This window comes from Corynebacterium sp. MSK041, from assembly GCF_030232265.1.
GTDB lineage: Bacteria > Actinomycetota > Actinomycetes > Mycobacteriales > Mycobacteriaceae > Corynebacterium.
In genome coordinates, this window is record NZ_JASPJK010000018.1 from 1 (window position 1) to 21,318 (window position 21,318).

Below are 21,318 nucleotides of genomic sequence, written 5' to 3' on the forward strand. Positions count from 1 at the left end.
AGCATATACTTTTGGCGTTAATGCAGGTCACCTACTGGAAATCGCCCAATTCAGACACACTTTTTGACCCTTAAGCCGCAGTGATCAACTCCGAGAAACGCTACAAGAAATCAGCATTTCCCCAGGACCTGCTATCGACTTTCCAAAGTCCGTAGTGAGCGCCTCCCCCAAAGACGCCATCCATTGGCCACCCAGCCGTCACTTCCACGTCGCGGACTGTTCAAAAACCCGGGCTATTTTCAAACGCGCACTGTAAGTTTTTCTGATGCGTTGAAGGATGTTTCTGTGTCTCGTTCTCGTTTCCGCAGCTTGGCCGCACTGTCGGTTTCTGCTGCTCTTGCCCTGTCCGGATTCGCTGTTCCGGTTGCCGTTGCTGCTGATGTGGCCTCGTCGATCGTGATCAATGAGGTTGAGGCGAATGGCTCCCCGGACTGGGTCGAGCTGGCCAACACCAACACGGATGAGGACATTGATATCTCCGGCTGGTCCATCCTGGACGACGATGACACCCACACGCCGATTGTCATTCCCGAAAACACCAAGATCGAGTCCGGCGGCTACTACATCATCCACACCAAGGATCAGACTCCGGACGGCTCGGACGGTTTCGGTCTGGGCGGTAAGAAAGACCAGGTCCGCCTCTTTGACGCAAGTAAGAAGCTTATCGGCGAAACCAGTTGGGACTTCCCCGACAAAATCGATTCCACCTGGGGCCGTGTCCCGGACATGACTGGTTCTTTCGCCGTGACAGGGGAGGCGACCAAGCAACTGAAGAACGAGGGCGCCGCCGGCGAAGAGGAACCTGACGCTCCTGAGCAGCAGGTCGAGCCGTGGCCGTACGACCAGGTGTACAACGTTGACCTCGGCGGTGATTTCTCCGGTGAAGACATGTCCGGCGTTGACTTTGATGACAACGGCCGCGCTTGGGTTGTGAACAACGGTTCCGCCAAGCTCTACGCCCTCGACTACGACAAGGCAGCCAAGAAGTATTCTCTGGCCGCGACGTGGACGTTGAAGTACGCCGACGGTACGGGCACCCCGGATGCGGAGGGTGTCACCGTTGGTCCAGACGGTGCGATCTACGTGGCCACCGAGCGCAACAACGACGACAAGAAGGTCTCCCGCCCGTCGGTCCTGCGCTTTGAGGCGAAGAAGGGGCAGGAGGAGCTTAAGGCGACCACGGAATGGAACCTCAAGGACGTCGTCGGGGACATCAAGCCGAATTCCGGCCTGGAAGCGATCTCTTACATCCCGGAGCAGAAGCTCTTTGCAGTTGGTGTCGAGGCCGATGGCAAGGTCTACTTCCTCGACCTGAAGGAAGATGGCACTTACGAGCTCAAGCAGACTTACCAGTCGCCGTTCGGCGGTGTGATGGCGCTTGATTACCGCCAGCAGGAGAAGCAGCTCCGTGTGCTTTGCGACGAAGCCTGCGACGGCCAGTCCATCCTCCTTTCCCACAACGGCACGGAGTTCGCCCCGGCATCTGGCATTCAAGCGCGCCCGACGGGGTTTGCCAACCTGGCCAATGAGGGCTTCGCATCCTTCACCTCCACCGGTGAGTGCGTCGCCGGAAAGGCAGAGGAAACCACTCGTTTCCTCTGGGCTGATGATGGTGTGGCCGGCGGCATCTCGCTGCGCGGTGCGGAGTACGTGAAGTCCGTTGATTGTGATGGCGAAACCAACGGCTCCTCCATGAGCAAGGCCCCGGGCGGTGTGCTCATCGGCAGCATTGTCGGCGTGCTGCTGGCGTTCCTCGCGGGACTCCTGTCCGTTGGCCCAATTGCTCAGTGGGTGCAGGATAATGCGAACATCAAGTTGCCTTTTTAAGCGCATGAAATGCGCTTAAAAACTAGCGTTATCCAGCCGATTTGTGCCAAGTGTATAAGACAGGTTAATCTTTTCAAGGCTTCAAACGAGCGGCTAACGCTTAAGAGGCTTAAGCCCCCTTAGCTCAGTCGGCAGAGCGTCTCCATGGTAAGGAGAAGGTCAACAGTTCGATTCTGTTAGGGGGCTCTGTTTTTTGCTGGTGACAGCAATCAACATGGCGGTGTAGCTCAGTGGTAGAGCAAGCGACTCATAATCGCTGTGTCGCGAGTTCAATTCTCGCCATCGCTACTCATCTACCCGGCTTCGGCCGGAAGGATGTGCTCACCCTCCCAGGAATGCATGAGTGTTCGTGGTAGGGTTGGCGTACTGTTTTGTGCAGTACACCAAAGGGGCGTGGCGCAATTGGTAGCGCAACGGTCTCCAAAACCGTAGGTTGCAGGTTCGAGTCCTGTCGCCCCTGCCACATAGACCCAAGTCGAGGAGAGCTGTGACTGAAAACCAGCCAGGCCGGAACGCCGCAAAACCCACTGGCAAACGTCAGATGAGCGGTGCATCGTCCGTCACCTCTGATTCCTACGAGGAGAAGCGCGCTTCTGTTCCCGTCGCTGAAGACAAGGACAAGCCAGGTAAGGGTGCTGCTGCATTCCCGGGTGAAGTTGTCCAGGAGATGCGCAAGGTTGTCTGGCCGACTCGCCAGCAGATGCTGAACTACACGCTTATTGTGTTTGGCTTCCTCATTGTGATGACGGCCCTGGTGTGGGGCGTGGACAAGGGTGCAGCCTGGCTAGTTGAGCAAATCCTCGTCCGATAGGTATAATCTCGCTGTAGAAAATCATCCCGCCACCCTGGCTTGCAGGGTAAGGCGGGATCAGTTTTTGGGTGAGCGCTGTAGGCTGGGCGTCACATCCACTTCCACTAACTCACAGCCCCGACGCATAAGGAGCGGTCATGGCAGACGATCAGTACAGCCCGGAAGACATCCAGGAAGATATCCAGGAGCAGGAAGTTGACATGGTCAGCGAAGGTGGTGCCGTAGAGGAGTCCACCGATCCGGAGACGCAGGGGGCGGATGAGAGCGTCGCTAAGGCTGAGGCCGCTCTGGGTGGAGAGCCGGAAGAAAGCGCGGACGCTGAGTACAAGCGTCGTCTGCGTGAGTACACCCGCGAGCTGAAGAAGTTGCCGGGCCAGTGGTACATCATTCAGTCCTACTCGGGCTATGAGAACAAGGTGAAGACCAACCTGGATATGCGTATTCAGACCCTCGAGGTGGAGGATTCCATCTACGACGTGGTTGTGCCGATTGAGCAGTTAGTGGAGCTCAAGGATGGCAAGCGCAAGATTGTGAAGCGCAAGCTGCTGCCCGGCTACGTTCTCGTGCGCATGGACATCAATGATGCTGCGTGGTCCGTTGTCCGTGGCACCCCGGGCGTGACCTCGTTCGTGGGTAATGAGGGCAACGCCACCCCGGTCAAGCACCGCGATGTGGCCAAGTTCCTCATGCCGAAGGAAGCACCGGTTGAGGGCGAAGAAGCAAAGGTCAGCCCGGAGGGGGAGACCGTCATCGCTATGCCGGAGCAGGAGGAGAAGCCGAAGGTTGCGCACGACTTCAAGGTCGGCGAGGCTGTCACGATTCTCTCCGGTGCGCTGGCCAGCGTTTCCGCCACCATCAACGAGATCGATCCGGAGACCGGCAAGATCCAGGCACTCGTATCCATCTTCGGCCGCGAGACCCCAGTGGAGCTCACCGCCGATCAGATCGAGCGCATCATGTAGCGTTTCGCTTATCGACGAAAAAACCGGTCCTCGTGGCCGGTTTTTCGATTTGGGGACATGGGTGTCTGTGACATACACTTATCGATCGTGCCTGCTTCAGGTGGGTACGTGAAAACGTTCATCCCCGGTCGCTGGGTAACCCCCGGAATCCGGAAGGGCGCATGCTAAACATCGTGGCTGCGTCCTGTACCAAGGAAATGAGGTAATTCGATGGCTAAGAAGAAGGTCACCGGCCTGATCAAGCTGCAGATTGAAGCTGGTATGGCTAACCCGGCTCCGCCGGTTGGTCCGGCTCTGGGTGCGCACGGCGTGAACATCGTTGAGTTCACCAAGGCGTACAACGCTGCAACTGAGTCCATGCGCGGCAACATTGTCCCGGTGGAGATCACGGTCTACGAAGACCGCTCCTTCGACTTCATCCTGAAGTCCCCGCCGGCATCCAAGCTGCTGCTCAAGGCTGCTGGCATCCAGAAGGGCTCCGGCGTCCCGCACACTGACAAGGTCGGTTCTGTGACTTGGGATCAGTGCAAGGAGATCGCTGAGACCAAGAAGGCAGACCTCAACGCTCGTGACATCGAGGCAGGCGCAGCGATCATCGCTGGTACCGCTCGTTCCATGGGCATCGAAGTGAAGAAGTAAATTCTTCTCATTGTTTTCCGGCGAGGTACGTGAGCTCCTCGCCTGTGGCAGGGCCTGGTCAGGCCCGCACCACATTCCCGACAACTTTTAAGGAATCAACATGGCCAAGAAGCACTCCAAGAACTACACCGCCCAGCTGGCAAAGGTGGACCGTACGAACCTGTACTCCCCGCTCGAGGCGGTCAAGCTGGCTAAGGAGACCGCGTCCGAGAAGTACGACGCAACTATCGACGTAGCAATGCGTCTGTCCGTCGACCCGCGCAAGGCTGACCAGCTGGTCCGCGGCACCGTCAACCTGCCGAACGGCACCGGTAAGACCGTCCGCGTCGCTGTCTTCGCTGAGGGTGAGAACGCTACCAAGGCTCAGGAAGCTGGCGCTGACATCGTCGGTTCCGACGAGCTGATCGAGCAGATCAACGCAGGCAACATCGACTTCGACGTTGCCATTGCTACCCCGGACCAGATGGCTAAGGTCGGCCGCGTTGCCCGCGTCCTCGGCCCGCGTGGTCTGATGCCGAACCCGAAGACCGGTACCGTTACCCCGGATGTGGCTAAGGCTGTTTCTGAGTCCAAGGGTGGCAAGATCGCCTTCCGCGTGGACAAGGCTTCCAACCTGCACGCCATCATCGGTAAGGCTTCCTTCACCCCGGAGCAGCTCGCCGAGAACTACGGCGCTCTCCTGGATGAGGTTCTCCGCCTCAAGCCGTCCTCCGCTAAGGGCATCTACCTGAAGAAGGTCACCGTCTCTGCAACCCAGGGCCCGGGCGTCCCGGTGGACCCGTCCGTGCAGAAGAACTACACCGAGGCTTAAACCGCTTCGACTGGTCTGACCGACCCCGTCAGTGCTTCCCTTTTGGGATGCGCCGGCGGGGTTTTTGTTTTTTCGGCCAGGCTTTTCTTGGGGCCCTGCTACCAACTTTCCAAAGTTGGTAGCACCCCTGGGGAAATAGTGTTTTTCTGTAGCGTTTTGCGGAGTGTGTCGCAGTGGGAGGCATCCGGTTCTGCATCATTCTTGAAAGTTGAGGGCAGTCCTGGGGTTTTGATAGGGGTTGTGCACGGTTCCCAGGAGTTGGGGGCTGCCGGACCACGGCACGGCCACTAACGAACGCTTATTGAAAACGGTTACCGCCAAATGAGGGTGACCCATCAAGGCGATGTGAAAACGGTTCCCATTTGCACTAGTGTGACGCAAAGTTATTTAGGGAGAAGTGAAAAGGGGTCCCTTCCGTGTCGCACTTGAAAGCATTGGTGGTTACGGCATGCGCGTTTCTTGCGATGGCGCTTGGTGTCGGCCCGGCACACGCAGCGGACGTGGTGCTGGACCGTGGTCACGTTGACGTTTTCCATGTTGCTGCCGAGGGCAGCCAGCTGAACCTGGCCCTGCGCGAGGATGTCACCGGCCAACACGTTGTGCGTGACCCGGCGAGTGTTCTGCTTGAAGTGGGGGAGCACACCTACACGGATGACACTGCCCAGGTGCCGGAGATCGGTACTGGTGGCTACTACCTGCCCCAGACGCAGGAGAGCGACCGTCTGTGGCCGGGGTGGGACACCAACGACGTGAGGCAGGGCGGTTTTGGTGCCGTGGACGTCACCGTCACGGATATTGCTGGTCCTGGTGATGTGTGGTTGTTCCAGCAGAAGGGCTTCGGCGGTGTCGGGCCGGTCCTTGCAAACGGGGAGCTGACTATCCAGCCGGGCAGTGTGATCCATCAGGCGGAGCCGTCCCATGTGCATGCGAGCTGGTTGTTCACTCAGCCAGGCACATACACCATGAAGGTCAAGGCCACCGCGGGCGGAACGGAGTCCAACGAGGCGACGTACACGTGGCAGGTTGGTGGTGCATCAGATTCGGCCGAGACGAAAGCCGAACAGCCTCAGCCGGTGGCGGCGCCTAAACAGGAGTCATCAGGGAAAGAGCAACAAGCCCCCCAGCCACAAGGGGCACAGCCACAACCGGCTGGTCAGAAGTGTTCCCCGGGACTCCTGCCGCGGGTGAAGGACGATAGGACGTCGCCGGCCGAGTGGAAGGACCCGGCGAGTTTGAGCTTCGGCCTGGGCAATGAGGCGAAGGCGCGACTGCCGCAGGCGGTGGGTTCGGTGCCGGCAGGGGACGTGTGGATGATCGGTTCCGTCCAGCAGGCGGGGGTTCCGTGGCTGGGTGCGAATACGCAGCATCCGTCGTTGTTGCAGCACACCACCGGTGATGTGACGTGGACGATCACTGGCTTCAATGGGCCGGGACCGATGACAGTGTTTACCCAGGGTGGTCTGGGCCAGGTTGTGGGTGAGGAGTGGTTCCGCGCTGATAATGGCAAGGCGCAGGGCACGCACACGATTCCGGCGAATACGCATGTGCATCCGTCGTGGGTCTTCGGTAAGCCGGGCACGTACAAGGTGACTATCGCGCAGTCCGCTAAGACGAAGAGCGGGGAGACGGTGTCCGGGTCGGCCACGCTGACGTTTGTTGTGGGTGGGCAAGGCAATGCGAATAGTGGTCATTTTGATTTCGGTTCGCTGTTCAGTGAACAGGGCAACTGCGGCGCCAGCCCTGCCGGCGGAGCCATGAACGGTGCAGTAGGCGCCAGCGGTGGTGGAACCCTGGCTGACACGGGCATGTCCATCATGACGCTGCCGTTTGCTGTCCTGGGCCTGGGCGTTGTGGTGTTCGGTGCGGGCATGGTGCGGATTTCCCGGAAGCTCTTCGGATGAACAAAGTGAAGGTGCCGCGCGTGTTGGTTGCGCTGGGGTTGGTTGGTGCGCTCGCGGGCTGCGCGGTGGACGGCACCGCCGCGGAGGCGGACGGTGGCAAGGCGAAGGTGGTGGCAACGACGTCCATACTCGCGGACATCGTGGCCAACGTCGCCGGCGATGCAGCGGAGGTGACGGGGTTGATCCCGCCGGGGGCGGATGCGCACACGTATGAGTTGGGGCTGCGCGCCGTGCGCGATATTGCGTACGCGGACGTGGTGTTTACCAATGGGCTGTTGCTGGAGCCACAGCGGCTTATTCGCACGGTGGACACAACCACGCCGGATGGCTCACGGGTTGTGCCCGTGGCGGAGCAGGCGGAACGGCATGGTTTTCAGCCGCGGTTGCTCGTGGAGAACGCTGGCCTGGACGCGCCGTGGCTGGGTCTGCGCGTGGCGGTGCCGGAGGAAGATAAACCGGCGATGCCTAAGACGGCGGTGGCTGACATCGCGGTGAAAGATGTGACGGGCCCGGGAACGATGGCGGCGTACATCGTAGGCACGTTTGGCACGCCGGAGCTGCTGTTCAACTCCGCGGACGGGCTGGATGGCAAGGATCAAACGACATTGCCCATCGATGCCCACACGCATGTCAGCTGGGCCTTCTCCCAGCCGGGCGTGTACACGGTCACCGTCGGGGCCACCGCACGCCCAGACATCAATGCGGACCCGACTCCGTTGGAGGACCAGACGTTCACCATCGCCGTTGGTGTGAACCCGCATGACGTGCTGCCAGGGGCAGACGTGCTTACCAGCGGGCACGTGGATATTACCGCTGAGTTTGGGGCGGATTATCGGGGGGAGATTGGGTTGGTGGGGGATGCGTCGATAAGCGATGAGCGCACGGTGATCGCTGTGCCGAGCGCGACGCTGCAAGAAGTGCCGGCGGAGCGCGAGTACCGCTTCCTGGGCACCCCGGGCGAAGAGACGTATCTGCTTCCGCAGGCCGTGCTGGGCAAGCATGTGCACGGTGAATTCGATCCGCATTTCTGGCACGACGTGGAGGCCGTGAAGGCCGTGGTGAAGGTCGTGCGGGATGAGCTGAGCGCGGCGGATCCGAGTCACAGCGCGCAGTACAACACGAATGCGGAGAGCTATCTCGCGGAGCTCGACATGCTTAACGACGATGTCAAGACCACCCTGGCGCACATCCCGCAGGATCGCCGCAATCTGGTGACTACCCATGACGGCTACGGCTACCTGGCGGATGCCTACGGGCTGAACCTGGCCGGCTACATCACACCTAATCCGTCGGTGGAGCCGAGTCCGCGCGACATCATTGCGCTGACACGAACCTTGGAAAACCTGCAAGTCCCGGCGGTGTTCTTGGAGCCAGCAGCGAACAGTGCTCCGAGTGATCTCGTGGAGATTGCTGGGCGTCTCGGCGTGGCCGTGTGCACGATCCGCGGCGATGCGTTGGACCCGCCGGGGGCCGGAAACGCGCATTCCTACATCGAGTTCATGCGGGCGAATGCCCATTCACTTGCCTCCTGCCTAGGGGTGCCGGAGGCTTCCGGCACCCCTACCCCGAAGCCCGAAACGAAAGAAGAACTATGAAATTACGCACGACCATCGCTACCCACCTCACCGTTGCAGCGCTCAGCGGGGTGATGCTTGCGGGTGCTCCCGCAGCGCTAGCCCAGGGGTCTGCCCAGGACCCGGCTCTCCAGCAAGTCGTGGAGGACAGCGAACAGGTTGCCCCGCTGGGGGAGAAGGCTGTGATCTCCGCTGGACACGCGGATCTTGGTCCGCTGTATGTGGACGGACAGATGCAGCTGATGGTCCGGGATGACTCCAAGGTGCCACCGGTGTGGCGACACTTAGAAGACGTAGTTTTCAAGATGGCGGATGCAGCCCAGCAAACACTGCCGGAGGGCAACGAGTTTGATTTCACCGGGGCGAAGGGCGGGGACACCGTGTGGGTGGTCCCGCAGAATGAGGTCCAGGGCGTGCCGTGGTTGGGCTGGAATACGCAGTCGCCAAAGGTGGTGGACACTACCGACCACGGTGTGAACCTGGAATTCGGTGGGCATGAGGGCGAAGGAGATTTCTCCTTGTTCTTGCAGTCCGGAGGCTTTTCCCAGCCGCAGCAGCTGTGGAACTCCCGCTTGCCGGGCAACCAGCCGATGTGGGTGGAGCTGAACACGCACACGCATGCCAACTGGGTGTTTACAAAGCCGGGCGTGCACCTGATTGGTGTTCGCGTTGTGGTGAAAGACAAGGACGGGGTGGAGCACGTCAACGAGCAGGTGCTGCGCTTCGCCGTTGGTGATGGCACGGACCCGCAGCAGGCAGCGAACGCCACCTTTGAGGGGCCGTGGCGGAGTGGGGAAGGGGAGGAACAAGGGGACGCGGATAAGCAAAATGGCTCGGTGCTGTGGGTCCTTGGCGGGCTTGTGCTTGCGGCGGTCATCGTGGGCCTCGTGGGCGTGGCGATGATGCGGCGCGCTCGAGCCACGCGGGATGAGGCGCTCACGGAGATCGGCGGGGATGCCTGATGCACCATTACCTGGAAGAACCAGTTTTGCTTGCGGAAGGATTGAGCGTCGACTACGGCGCCGCGAGCGTGTTCGCGGATGTGAGCGTGACTGTGGACGCGGGAGAGTTTGTTGGTGTGCTCGGGCCGAATGGTGCGGGTAAGACGACCTTCATGCGGGCACTGTTGGGTCTGGTCAAGGCACATTCTGGCGAGGTTGAGGTTGCCGGGAAATACGGGAAAAAGCTCCGGGATGCGGTCGGTTATGTACCGCAACGTCACGCCGTGGCCTGGGATTTTCCCATTGACATCTACGCGATGGTGCTCAGCGGTCGCCTGAGCCTGCGCCCATGGTGGCGCCCCGCCAGCCGCGCGGACCATCTCGCTACAGTGCGCGCCATCAAACAGGTCGGCCTGTGGGATCTGCGCGAACGCCCCGTGGGACGGCTCTCCGGTGGTCAGCGTCAGCGCGTTCTTGTTGCTCGTGCGCTCGCGCGTGAACCGAAGCTTTTGCTTCTCGACGAACCCTTCACCGGCCTCGACATCCCCACCACCGAACAGCTGTTGGACCTCTTCCGCGAGCTGGTGGAGGCCGGCGTGGCCGTGGTGATGTCCACGCACAACATCGCCGAGGCGGTGTACTCCTGCGACCGGCTGATCTTGTTCAATCGCGGCATTGTGGCTGATGGCAGCCCGGAGGACCTCGCGGACCCCCAGCCGTGGTCGGAAACTTTTGGTGTGGACCCGAACTCGCGGTGGCTGGCCGGGATTCATGCGGTTCAAGGAGGCGTTCGTGCCTGAGATTAGTTTTGTTCAGTTCCTCATCGACCTGACCAACCCGCAGCTTGGCTTCCTGCCACGCGCCTTGATCGTCGCGGTGATCGCCGCTGTTGTGTGCGCGGTGGTGGGCTGCTACGTGGTGTTGCGTGGCATGGCTTTCATTGGTGATGCGGTGGCGCACGCCGTGTTCCCCGGTATTGCTGTGGCCTTTGCTCTGCAGGTGTCCGTGCTGCTTGGTGGGGCGGTTGCCGGCATGACGGTGGCGGTGTTGATCGCGGTGTTTTCCCAGCGTGAACGGGTGAAAGAAGATACCGCGATTGGTATCTTCTACGCGGCCGCGTTTGCTGTGGGGTTGGTGGTGATCTCCCGCGTGGAGGGCTACACCGCTTCGCTCACCTCTTTCCTCTTTGGCTCCTTGACTGGTGTGTCGGAGCAGGACATGTGGGTGTCCGCCGTTGCCGGCATTCTCATCGTGGCGCTCATGCTGGGCTTGCGTCCTTGGTTCACGGCGGTGAGCCTGGATCGGGAGACCGCCCGCGCCATGAACCTCCCCGTTTTTGTGCTGGATCTCCTGCTGTACCTGGCGGTGACCACAGCAGTGGTGATTTCTGTGCGCACGATCGGCAACATCCTCGTGGTTGCCCTCTTGGTCACCCCGGCAGCAACAGCCCGGATGTTCACGGACAAGCTCGGCGTCATGATGCTGCTTGCCGCCGGCACCGGTGTCGCCGGTTCCATCCTCGGCGTGTGGCTGTCTTGGGCCTATGACACCCCCACCGGCGCCACCGTGGTGCTCTGCCTCACCACTTTCTTTGTGCTCAGCTGGCTCTTTTCACCCCAGCAAGGGTTAGCCGCTGAACGTTTCCGCCGCCGTACACGACACGATCTAAGGAAGAACCTTGCTCACTCACCCAACTGATGCTTCTGCTCTTCGTCGCGGTTCAGCTGCCGTGGCTGCTGCGCTCGTGGTCGCGGGCAGTGTCTTGAGCGGCGCCACCGGAATCGCCACCGCCGCTTCGGGCGCACACCGCCCCGGCGACGCGGGTTTCGGCATCGACCTGCCCGCGGGCACCACCATGACAACTACGGAGGGCACCGAAGTGACCCACCCCTGCGCAGGCCGCAAGCTGCTGTACCACTCGCACGTGGATGCGCTCTACGGCACCCGCGACGCACAAGGGGCATTGTCCGTGATGGCGGTGGACGGCCAAGCCGTCGTACCCATGGATGACGTGTGCTTCCGCCTCGCCCCCGACGCGGATCCGGACGGCAACGAGGTCAGCCGTATTACCGTCCCCGACTCTGAGGCGCTGTCCTTCCTGGGTGAACCCGGCGATATTGTGTGGACCGCTCCCCAGTCCGTCAGCTTCTTCGACCAGTGGCGCCCGATCTGGGCGGGCCTTGGCGCCTTCGACCCGAACCACGAGTTGGACGGCCAGATCCCCACCAATTTCGTCGACGACCTCATGTTCTTCGACCTCAAAGACTTCTCCGGGCCCGGCGACATGAACGTCTTCTTTGCCGGCGCGGGCGGCGCTGGGGACGTGGAGCACGCCTTCAGCAGTGCCGATGAAACCAAGCACAGCATCGACTACGAAGTGGGAGCACATGGTCACTTCACCTGGACCTTCACCAAGCCCGGCATCTACGCCACCACGTGGCAAGGTCGTGCCGAGCTTATCGACGGCACCCAGGAACTCACCGACCCCGTCACCATGTACTGGCTCGTCGGCACCGATGCGCAAGCGGGCCTGCCCGAGGGAACCACGACGGAGTTGCGGCCCATCACCAACCCGCTCGCCCCGGTGGACACGCCGACGCCAGCACCAGAACCGTCGCCAAAACCGTCGCCAGACCCCGCGCCGAGCACCCCGCCCCGCTTGCCCAACGCCGCGGAAAAGTGCCACGCGGCCAAGGCGCTCGCAGGTAAGCCGGACACGATCATCACCCACGGCCACCTCGACATTGCTCTCGCTGGCGGCGGGGAGAAGCCAATCACGTTTGAGCTTCTCGACGGCTCCGACCCCTCCAACACCATCTCCCGCCCCAGTGGCACATTCGCACTGACCGTCCCGGACGCGGCGAAGGTGGAGCCATCCGACAAGATCCGCGCGACCTTGCCTGGCAATCCGCAAACCTTGTGGTCCCTGCCCCAGTCGCAGAAGTCCGGCATGCCATGGCCAGGCTTCTCGACAGATCACCTCGCCCCCGACACCCTCGCACCGGGCAGCACCGTCACCGTTTCTATCAGTGATTTCACGGGCCCCGGCCGGATGCTGGCGTGGCATGAATCCCTCGGTGGTCTCAAGATCGCGTTTGATTCCCACGACCGCAGCCAGGTGATGAAGTATCCTGCACGCTCCCACGATCACATGGCCTTCGGCTTTGATCGGCCGGGCTACTACACAGTGCAGTTCAACGTCAGTGGCGAAACCGCGACGGGGGAGAGCATCGACCACTCCATCGACGTGCCCTTCCTCGTCGGCGACAAAACCATCGCTGCCGCCCAAGCGCACAAGGCTGCCGGCTATGCAGACCTTGGTGATGCGGATGAACTGTGCGCCGGTTTCCCCTCTGCCCCCTCAGTTGCCAGTCCATGGACCCCGCAGAGCATCGGCCAGATAGGCACCGCTGTGAAGCAGCTCGGCAAAGCCCTCGACGGCACTCTGAAGGCAGCCACCCCCAGCCAGAACGGCACCAAGAGCAAAACCAATAACAGCGTTAGCAACAGCGCCAAGAAACCCGCCACCAAACCCGCGCCGGGTCAGCCCGCTGGCACTGCGCCCCAGAACCAGGCAGCCGCACCAGCTCCCGCTCCGGCTCCGGCTCCCGCCCACGTTGTCCAGCCCGCGCAAGTAGGTGGCACTGGGGGCGGCACGGATGCGGTTGAGGGTGCCGCGGACGCGGCTCAACCGGTTGAGGTGGGGGAAGAAGGGGCGCCGATTAGATCGTCGATAAGCGGAATGGACGTGCCTGACAGCGACCGTATGGATGGTGCTGGTGGTTTAGCATCGCTTACGGCGGGCGGATTTTGGTCTGGGCTCGCGCTCGGTGTCGGCGTCATGGCCTTGATTGGCGGCATCGTGCTTTTTGATGCGGCACGACGACTGATCAAGGATTTGGAGAAAGCCAAGGGGAAGCGTTAAAGTACTCAACCGAAGTTTGAACGGGTTTCACCCGAGCTCAAGTTTCACCGAAGACCGTCGGTCATCTGCCTTCTAAGGCAGGTCGAAGGATCCCACCCAGGGATCGGCCCACGCAGGAGAAACGTGGCACCTCTCGCGCAACATGCGCACTGCCTCGTGCTTCTGCACGGGGCTTTTTGTCACTTCGCTCCAAAAGGGACGCAAAGTGTTAGAAAGCTCCGGGCGGACAAGACATGAAGTAATGGGAAGGAGGCGTGTGTTATGGCAAACCAGAAGAATGTTGCGGAGCTCAAGGCTCTCAAGGAGAAGTTTGAGGCATCTTCCGCTGTGTTCCTCACCGAGTACCGTGGTCTGACCGTTGGTCAGCTGCAGCAGCTGCGCGGTGATCTGGGCTTTGATGTTGAACTGCACGTCGCCAAGAACACCCTCGTGAAGATCGCTGCTAATGAGCAGGGCATCGAGGGTCTCGATGATCTTCTCACCGGCCCGACCGCCGTTGCCTTCATCCAGGGCGACGCATCGGTTGACGCTGCGAAGGTGATGAAGAAGTTCGCCAAGGAGAACGACAAGTTCATCCTCAAGGGCGGCTACATGGACGGTAACTCTCTCGACGCGGCCCAGCTGGACGCTGTCGCAGAGATGGACAACCGCGAGACCACTCTGGCCAAGCTTGCTGGCGCATTCCAGGGTTCTCTGGCAAAGGCTGCAGGCCTGTTCCAGGCTCCGGCCTCCAAGACGGCACGACTCGTTGCCGCACTGCAGGACAAGCAGGGCGACGCCGCCTAAGGCAAGCCCACCACAAACACACTTACAAGTCGGCCACACGGCCGCATAAAGAAAGGAAGCCACAATGGCTAAGCTCACCAAGGACGAGCTCATTGAGCAGTTCAAGGAAATGACCCTCATCGAGCTCTCTGAGTTCCTGAAGGAATTCGAAGAGGTCTTCGACGTCACCGCTGCTGCTCCGGTTGCAGTTGCTGCTGCTCCGGGCGCTGCTGGCGGCGACGCTGCAGCTGCTGAGGAGAAGGACGAGTTCGACGTCGTTCTCGAGGACGCTGGCGACAAGAAGATCGGCGTGATTAAGGCTGTCCGCGAGATCGTCTCCGGCCTGGGTCTGAAGGACGCCAAGGAGATGGTTGAGGGCGCACCGAAGGCCATCCTCGAGGGCGCTAACAAGGACGACGCTGAGGCTGCAAAGGCCAAGCTGGAAGAGGCTGGCGCAAAGGTCTCCCTCAAGTAAGCGCGTCTACGCATCATGCCCCCGCCGTTTGGTGGGGGCATTTTTGCTTTCTGGTGAGGCGGACTGTGATGCGGTTGGTTTCGGAGTTGCCGCGGTGGTGGTGCCGCTGTCGCTGCCACTGTCGCTGCCGCTGTCGCTGCACGATTTTTGAAAATCGTGCACAACCCCCATTAAAAGACCAGGATTGCTACATACTTTTGAAAATCGTGCAGAACCAGATTGCCCCGAGGGCCGCCCACGACGAACTCCGGGGAGTTGATCGCGGTGGTGTCGCCGTCTGGGGATAAGAAATGCACCCCTAAACGTTCGCGTACTCGTCACCTACGCAGGTGGTGCTCGCACACACAAATAAGGCGCCCTAGGGGGTAGACCGATCCCCGCTCATGCGGGGAGCACATGTTTTCCCGCCCTGATTCTTTCGGTACTGAGGGCTCATCCCCGCTCACGCGGGGAGCACACGAAACGGCCATCAGTCGGCACACCCTCCTTGGGCTCATCCCCGCTCACGCGGGGAGCACTGCACATCTGTAAGACGTTGATCCTTCCCCGGGGGCTCATCCCCGCTCACGCGGGGGCACCTAGCAGCTAACGGCTACCCGTACCCCTTCGAGGGCTCATCCCCGCTCACGCGGGGAGCACTAAACACCGAAAGCGGAAACGCTACCGGAGAGGAAAGCGCCAAAAGTAGAACCCCGGTTCTGGTTACACCAACTAGCCAGAACCGGGGGACTACCCCCCCTAATCCTAAATCAAGAGGAGACCCAAGGCTCATCCCCGATCACGCGGGGAGCACTGTTGTGTTGGGCGTTCATTTGGGCATGGTGTGGGCTCATCCCCGCTCACGCGGGGAGCACTTCCTCAACGATGACGCTGAGGAAGTTGCTGAGGGCTCATCCCCGCTCACGCGGGGAGCACCTCACGTGAGCCATTCTTCTTTGGCACCGGATGGGCTCATCCCCACTCACGCGGGGAGCACCATGTTTCGTCTGGTGGGTGGGTTTTTGTGATGGGCTCATCCCCGCTCACGCGGGGAGCACGTGTGGTGTCGTGGCGTCGTCATCGCGTGAAAGGGCTCATCCCCGCTCACGCGGGGAGCACAACGAAAAACAGCCCTGAAACAAGGAGTTCATGGGCTCATCCCCGCTCACGCGGGGAGCACTCCAAGTCGAAACCGATAACGGCATGGTGACGGGGCTCATCCCCGCTCACGCGGGGAGCACCAGGCGCTTTTGTTTCTACTTTTTCGCTTCGAGGGCTCATCCCCGCTCACGCGGGGAGCACGGCGCCGCACTTTTACAGGCGATCGACCCAACGGGCTCATCCCCGCTCACGCGGGGAGCACCAGTTCAAAGACCTGCGCATTGTAGGTGAGTGGGGCTCATCCCCGCTCACGCGGGGAGCACGATCAGCCGGTACAGGCGCGGGCGTGGTCCAGGGGCTCATCCCCGCTCACGCGGGGAGCACTTGCTCGTGGTGTTGCCCAGATAATGATTTGGGGGCTCATCCCCGCTCACGCGGGGAGCACAATGCCCCGTCGGGCACATTGTTCGGTAAGACGGGCTCATCCCCGCTCACGCGGGGAGCACGCATGAGCTACAGCTCGCGGGAGGTTAGGGAAGGGCTCATCCCCGCTCACGCGGGGAGCACCGAAAAAAGGGCTCCCGCCCTCGCTTCGCTCGGGGCTCATCCCCGCTCACGCGGGGAGCACGAGAGACCAGAATTCATGGTCATTCCCGTAGTGGGCTCATCCCCGCTCACGCGGGGAGCACGACTTCCGGGCGGAGCAGGAGCGGATTAATAAGGGCTCATCCCCGCTCACGCGGGGAGCACAGCCAGGGCTACGCCTGTGGGGATCAGGGCGCGGGCTCATCCCCGCTCACGCGGGGAGCACTTTGGGGCGTGGACGGTGAATTGGCCGGAGGGGGGCTCATCCCCGCTCACGCGGGGAGCACACTCCCGCACCTTCGTAAGTTGACTCCCGCACCGGCTCATCCCCGCTCACGCGGGGAGCACAAGAAATCAGGAAGCTGACTCAGCTCCGTACCGGGCTCATCCCCGCTCACGCGGGGAGCACCACACCACTATGCAGTCCTACGCGGGGCAGGAGGGCTCATCCCCGCTCACGCGGGGAGCACGTGTTCTACCTCCCTAAGCCGAAGAATCCACGGGGCTCATCCCCGCTCACGCGGGGAGCACCGTGCCCCCAGGCCTCGGTCCGCTCCGTTTGGGGGCTCATCCCCGCTCACGCGGGGAGCACGAACTCGCTGCCCTGGCGGTTGATCTCCTGCTGGGCTCATCCCCGCTCACGCGGGGAGCACTCCTGCGCCCGCCCCTTACGGTTGCGGCCGTAGGGCTCAACCCCGCTCACGCGGGGAGCACGTGGAGTACCGCTCGGTCAGCCAGTACAACACGGGCTCATCCCCGCTCACGCGGGGAGCACTTGCTCCGGTGGATGCGTTTGACCGGCAGCGGGGGCTCATCCCCGCTCACGCGGGGAGCACTCGATGATTGCGAAGGGTGTGCTGGCGCACTTCGGCTCATCCCCGCTCACGCGGGGAGCACTCGCTTTGGTAGGGGTGCGGGATCATGGTTGGGGGCTCATCCCCGCTCACGCGGGGAGCACTGCCTACTTTTTGGAGGTCAATTGTGACTGTTGGGCTCATCCCCGCTCACGCGGGGAGCACGGTCACCGACATGGGCAACATGTTCGAGGGGTGGGCTCATCCCCGCTCACGCGGGGAGCACTGGGAGTTCACCCGTCAGAATGCTGGCCTGTCGGGCTCATCCCCGCTCACGCGGGGAGCACGGCCCCATGATCTGTGCTTGTAGCTGCTCCATAAGGGCTCATCCCCGCTCACGCGGGGAGCACGCTACGGCTACCTAGACGGCGACGATAAGCGGGGGCTCATCCCCGCTCACGCGGGGAGCACGTCCGTAATACGCTTGATTCGGCGAAGGCCTGGGGCTCATCCCCGCTCACGCGGGGAGCACTCGCGGGGGTTTCCCTATTGGGTGGACATGAGGGGCTCATCCCCGCTCACGCGGGGAGCACGTGTTGTCCTACATGTCATCGTCCAGGGTGTCGGGCTCATCCCCGCTCACGCGGGGAGCACTCCAGGGTGGGAGTGTGCATACCAGCACAGAAGGGCTCATCCCCGCTCACGCGGGGAGCACAAAGTGGCGAAGACTGCCTTGCATCGCTGGAGGGGCTCATCCCCGCTCACGCGGGGAGCACCTAAGTCCTTAGCCATTTTTGGTGTCCTTTCGGGGCTCATCCCCGCTCACGCGGGGAGCACCAAACCACCGAAGCCATAAACTTCCTCCAGGACGGCTCATCCCCGCTCACGCGGGGAGCACTGAGCCGCTGGTGACGTCCAGGCCGTCGGATCGGGCTCATCCCCGCTCACGCGGGGAGCACCCAATCAGGCCAGAAAAACTGAACCGCGCCTGGGGCTCATCCCCGCTCACGCGGGGAGCACGACAGTGACCCCATCTGCTCGAAGTGGTTCCTGGGCTCATCCCCGCTCACGCGGGGAGCACCCTCCCCGAACTGCGGGGGAGGTGGCTGCACACAGCAAAGAGGGACAACTTGTAGCCCAAGATGATGTTACCCCGCTAACGCGGGGAGGGGAGCCAATCGCATAAGAACAATGGCTCATCCCCGAAAACTGGGGATGAGCCCAACGGTAGGTGAATGGTGCGTGTTTTTACCAAAACGCTGTAGTTCATTACGTTGAACTAGTTATTATGAGATTTAAAAGATTGAACTGTGGGTGACGGTGTGTTATGTTCGTTGGCGAAGGTACTTATTCCATGTCCTGTTAAGTGAGGAGTAAAACATGGAAGGGCGACATGAGGGCTCTCTCTTCGAACGGTCTGTTCGAGGTCTTTTTGGCTCCTTGGATTTCAGTGCGCAGGCACAGGCTTTGTGGGCAAAGTCGGGGGATGAGAGTGGAAGTCTTAGCCTTCCACAGCACCTCATGGATGCGGCTGGGGTTGCTGCGGTGGTGTATGACAGCTGGATAGCGAAGCCTTTGAAGCACAGGCTGTCTGAAGGTTTGGGGCTCACCGATGAGCAGGTGCGGGGATTGTATGTGTGGCTTGCGGGAGGACACGACGTCGGCAAGGCATGCCTCACATTCCAGACCCAGCTGGAGAGGAAAGGAGGGTATGAGCACCTTGTCTCCGCGCTGGCTGATGCAGGCATCCCACTCCGTATGAGCGGCTTGGAAAAGGGGCGGAACAAGATGCCGCACGGCATTTGCTCTGGGGTCCTGATTACAAACTGGCTAATGGATCAGGGCTTTGATCGTTCTACTGCGGAGTGGCTCGCATCTGCGGCGGATGCTCACCACGGTGTGCCATCTTCGGTTGGTGAACGGGATCATATTGAGACGATCTTGAGTATCTACTCCCGTGAATGGCAAGAGCTGCAGTCTGAGCTGTTGGATTCGATGGCTGACGCTGCAGGGGTTCGGCCGGCGCTGGAAGAACTGAAAGTCGGCGCAAAGCCAGATGCTGCAGTGATGCAGTTGCTAACTGGGCTCGTCGTCATTGCTGATTGGATCGCTTCTAACCCTGATGCTTTTCCCATGGTGGTTGCGGGGAGTCAAGAGGATCGCATCTGTGCTGGGATGCAATCGACCGATTTGACTGGCCCGTGGAAGGGGAAGGTGGTTGAGGGAGACGTCGATAAGCAATATCAAAGTTCCTTCGGCTGGCCAGAGTTTTATCGTGCGAGAAGCGTTCAGGTGGCGATGGTCGAGGCCGCGAAGGAAATTACGGAGCCATCACTGATCATTCTTGAGGCTGAAACTGGCGTGGGTAAGACGGAGGCTGCCCTAGCTGCGGCGCACGTTATTGCGAATGCTACTGATGCTCAGGGAATTTACTTCGCTGCGCCGACGATGGCCACAGCTAATGGTTTGCTGGAGAGGACGATCGAGTGGGCTAAAAACACCACCGATTCGGGCGCGGTATCGTCCCTCTACTTGGCGCATTCCAAGAATCAATTGGCGCAGCCTTATCAAGAGCTGCGATTCCGGGGGATTGGGGAGGACGGTGCAGCTGGCGAAAATGTTGTTGCCAGTTCATGGATGAGCGGGCGGCGCCGAGGGCTGCTCTCAAACGTGGTTGTGGGAACTGTTGACCAGGTGCTCATGATGGCGCTGAGGCAGAGGTATTCGATGCTGCGCCACGTCGCACTGGCGGGGAAAATCATTATTTTCGACGAGGTCCATGCGTACGACACCTATACCTCCGATTATCTTGAAACCACTCTCGAATGGCTGGCGGAGTACGGGGTAACAGTCATTATGATGTCTGCGACGCTGCCACCTGAGCGTCGAAACGCACTGGTCAAAGCTTTTTCGGGCCGGGATATTGCGGAGCCTTCGAATGCGTATCCGCTCATCACTGTGGCCTCCGAATCTGGGCAGCGCAGCGTTGCGCCGGAACCTAGCCCCACGAACCTTGAAGCAACGATCGAAGTCATAGATGATTCGCTCGATGCGCTTCAGCAGCGAATTGGAGATGTGCTTGCGGGTGGCGGTGTGGCGCTGGTCATCTGCAACACCATCGCGCGTGCTCAAGAAACATACAGTGCTTTCAAGAAGACGTACCCCGACGAAGTTGAGCTGCATCACGCGGGATTCATGGCCTGGGAGCGTTCAGAGAAGGAAGACCGCTTGCGTGGAGAGCTCGGCCCGGATGCTCACCGTGGGGTGGGCCGGCCAGACCGAAAGATAGTGGTTGCCACCCAGGTGGCAGAGCAGAGTCTTGATATCGACGCTGATGTTTTGGTCACGGATATTGCCCCGATGGACCTGATTATTCAGCGCATTGGGCGCTTGCACAGGCATGATCGCCCCGAGACTGATCGACCTCAACAGGTGCGAGAACCAAAGGTGTTTGTGCGGGGTATTGAGTCCCAGACACCTTCCCCAGTTCTCAACTCGGGCGCCGAAGCGATCTACGGGGCGAAGGTTCTGCTTTCAACTCTTCTTCATCTGCCCACAACGTTTAAACGTCCAGATGACGTAGCTGAACTCGTGCGCCAGGTCTATGACGCTGAACAAGACGTCCCCGCAGAGTGGATGGAGGAATGGGAGAAAGCGCTTGTCGACGAGGAAGCACGGGTGCAGAGAGCACATGGCCGTTCGAAGAGCTTCCGTGTTGCATCACCCCACATGTGCACGGCACTAAGTGATCTGTTCGGCGATCTGCAACAGGCCGTTGTTTCCCTCGGGGAGGAAGAAGTGGGTGCAGCGCAAGTGCGCGATGCGGAGCCGGCGGTTGAGGTCATACCCATCACCGGTGATGCGGAAGAGTATGTGCCGCTGGGCACAGACTGGATGATCACTGGTGATCCTGAACTCAGCTACCGGCAGGCATTCCATCTTGCTTCAAGTACTGTGCGGCTTCCAACGCGAATGACTCGGTATGACTCAGATTTTGAGGATGTAGTTGGGGCGCTGGAGCAGCAAACTCCTGTGGCATGGAACAAGCACTACCTGCTCAAAGGGCAGCTAGCTCTTCCTTTGGATGGAGAGGGCAAGGCGGTCTTGGGTCGGTTCACAGTGAGATACACCTCGGAGCTCGGAATCGAAATCCTGAGCGATCAACCTGGGTCGGATGTCACACACGATTCCTAATATCTGAAATGACAAGACCCGTTAGTACAAGAAG

Annotated in this window: 14 protein-coding genes, 3 tRNA genes and 1 CRISPR repeat array; all 17 genes read left to right on the top strand. The window is 60.8% G+C overall.

Annotated elements, in window-relative coordinates:
• Positions 1–285: 285 nt before the first annotated feature.
• The 17 genes from QP968_RS10300 to cas3 all read left to right on the top strand — a co-directional run bounded on the left by QP968_RS10300 (position 286) and on the right by cas3 (position 21,284).
• The gene (locus tag QP968_RS10300; RefSeq protein ID WP_284856326.1) at positions 286–1,827 is read left to right on the top strand and encodes a lamin tail domain-containing protein; all 1,542 of its coding nucleotides are present in this window, start codon (positions 286–288) and stop codon (positions 1,825–1,827) included.
• Positions 1,828–1,940: 113 nt separating this feature from the next.
• Positions 1,941–2,013 (top strand) — tRNA-Thr (locus QP968_RS10305).
• A gap of 30 nt (positions 2,014–2,043) precedes the next feature.
• Positions 2,044–2,115, top strand: a tRNA-Met gene (locus tag QP968_RS10310).
• Positions 2,116–2,214: 99 nt separating this feature from the next.
• A tRNA-Trp gene (locus QP968_RS10315) sits at positions 2,215–2,290 on the top strand.
• 24 nt (positions 2,291–2,314) lie between these two features.
• Complete coding sequence (secE, locus tag QP968_RS10320) at positions 2,315–2,638, top strand: preprotein translocase subunit SecE (RefSeq protein ID WP_284856327.1); 324 nt, start codon at positions 2,315–2,317, stop codon at positions 2,636–2,638.
• Positions 2,639–2,775: 137 nt separating this feature from the next.
• Positions 2,776–3,600: a transcription termination/antitermination protein NusG gene (nusG, locus tag QP968_RS10325; RefSeq protein ID WP_284856328.1), complete on the top strand. Its 825-nt coding sequence runs from the start codon at positions 2,776–2,778 to the stop codon at positions 3,598–3,600.
• 210 nt (positions 3,601–3,810) lie between these two features.
• Positions 3,811–4,239, top strand: a complete 429-nt coding sequence (rplK, locus tag QP968_RS10330; RefSeq protein ID WP_269966291.1) for a 50S ribosomal protein L11 — start codon at positions 3,811–3,813, stop codon at positions 4,237–4,239.
• Positions 4,240–4,339: 100 nt separating this feature from the next.
• Complete coding sequence (rplA, locus tag QP968_RS10335) at positions 4,340–5,050, top strand: 50S ribosomal protein L1 (RefSeq protein ID WP_284856329.1); 711 nt, start codon at positions 4,340–4,342, stop codon at positions 5,048–5,050.
• Positions 5,051–5,466: 416 nt separating this feature from the next.
• On the top strand, positions 5,467–6,951 hold the full coding sequence (locus QP968_RS10340; protein WP_284856330.1) for a TIGR03773 family transporter-associated surface protein: 1,485 nt from the start codon (positions 5,467–5,469) through the stop codon (positions 6,949–6,951).
• Positions 6,948–8,546, top strand: coding sequence for an anchored repeat ABC transporter, substrate-binding protein (locus QP968_RS10345; protein WP_284856331.1), 1,599 nt, complete (start codon positions 6,948–6,950; stop codon positions 8,544–8,546). The genes QP968_RS10340 and QP968_RS10345 overlap by 4 nt, the downstream gene beginning before the upstream one ends.
• Positions 8,543–9,487, top strand: a complete 945-nt coding sequence (locus QP968_RS10350) for a choice-of-anchor M domain-containing protein (protein ID WP_284856332.1) — start codon at positions 8,543–8,545, stop codon at positions 9,485–9,487. Before QP968_RS10345 ends, QP968_RS10350 begins: the two co-directional genes overlap by 4 nt.
• Positions 9,487–10,266, top strand: coding sequence for an anchored repeat-type ABC transporter ATP-binding subunit (locus tag QP968_RS10355; protein WP_284856333.1), 780 nt, complete (start codon positions 9,487–9,489; stop codon positions 10,264–10,266). Before QP968_RS10350 ends, QP968_RS10355 begins: the two co-directional genes overlap by 1 nt.
• Positions 10,259–11,164 carry an anchored repeat-type ABC transporter permease subunit gene (locus tag QP968_RS10360; RefSeq protein ID WP_284856334.1) on the top strand — a complete coding sequence of 302 codons (906 nt, stop codon included), beginning with the start codon at positions 10,259–10,261 and terminating at the stop codon, positions 11,162–11,164. The genes QP968_RS10355 and QP968_RS10360 overlap by 8 nt, the downstream gene beginning before the upstream one ends.
• Positions 11,145–13,391 carry a choice-of-anchor M domain-containing protein gene (locus QP968_RS10365; RefSeq protein WP_284856335.1) on the top strand — a complete coding sequence of 749 codons (2,247 nt, stop codon included), beginning with the start codon at positions 11,145–11,147 and terminating at the stop codon, positions 13,389–13,391. The genes QP968_RS10360 and QP968_RS10365 overlap by 20 nt, the downstream gene beginning before the upstream one ends.
• A gap of 261 nt (positions 13,392–13,652) precedes the next feature.
• Entirely contained in the window at positions 13,653–14,177 is a 525-nt protein-coding gene (gene rplJ / locus QP968_RS10370; RefSeq protein WP_284856336.1) for a 50S ribosomal protein L10, read from the top strand.
• Positions 14,178–14,241: 64 nt separating this feature from the next.
• Positions 14,242–14,631: a 50S ribosomal protein L7/L12 gene (rplL, locus tag QP968_RS10375; protein ID WP_284856337.1), complete on the top strand. Its 390-nt coding sequence runs from the start codon at positions 14,242–14,244 to the stop codon at positions 14,629–14,631.
• 764 nt (positions 14,632–15,395) lie between these two features.
• A CRISPR array of direct repeats spans positions 15,396–18,171; the repeat unit is 29 nt; unit sequence GGGCTCATCCCCGCTCACGCGGGGAGCAC.
• A 386-nt stretch (positions 18,172–18,557) separates the two neighbouring features.
• Positions 18,558–21,284 (top strand): CRISPR-associated helicase Cas3', encoded by a 2,727-nt coding sequence (cas3, locus tag QP968_RS10380; RefSeq protein ID WP_284856344.1) that lies wholly within the window; start codon positions 18,558–18,560, stop codon positions 21,282–21,284.
• The last annotated feature ends 34 nt before the right edge of the window (positions 21,285–21,318 follow it).

What these genes read in the sequence shown, in the direction of transcription:
- rplK (WP_269966291.1), top strand. Translation starts at nt 3,811, where the DNA reads ATGGCTAAGAAGAAGGTCACCGGCCTGATCAAGCTGCAGATTGAAGCT.
- rplL (WP_284856337.1), top strand. Translation starts at nt 14,242, where the DNA reads ATGGCTAAGCTCACCAAGGACGAGCTCATTGAGCAGTTCAAGGAAATG.
- QP968_RS10345 (WP_284856331.1), top strand. Translation starts at nt 6,948, where the DNA reads ATGAACAAAGTGAAGGTGCCGCGCGTGTTGGTTGCGCTGGGGTTGGTT.
- rplJ (WP_284856336.1), top strand. Translation starts at nt 13,653, where the DNA reads ATGGCAAACCAGAAGAATGTTGCGGAGCTCAAGGCTCTCAAGGAGAAG.
- QP968_RS10355 (WP_284856333.1), top strand. Translation starts at nt 9,487, where the DNA reads ATGCACCATTACCTGGAAGAACCAGTTTTGCTTGCGGAAGGATTGAGC.
- nusG (WP_284856328.1), top strand. Translation starts at nt 2,776, where the DNA reads ATGGCAGACGATCAGTACAGCCCGGAAGACATCCAGGAAGATATCCAG.
- rplA (WP_284856329.1), top strand. Translation starts at nt 4,340, where the DNA reads ATGGCCAAGAAGCACTCCAAGAACTACACCGCCCAGCTGGCAAAGGTG.
- QP968_RS10350 (WP_284856332.1), top strand. Translation starts at nt 8,543, where the DNA reads ATGAAATTACGCACGACCATCGCTACCCACCTCACCGTTGCAGCGCTC.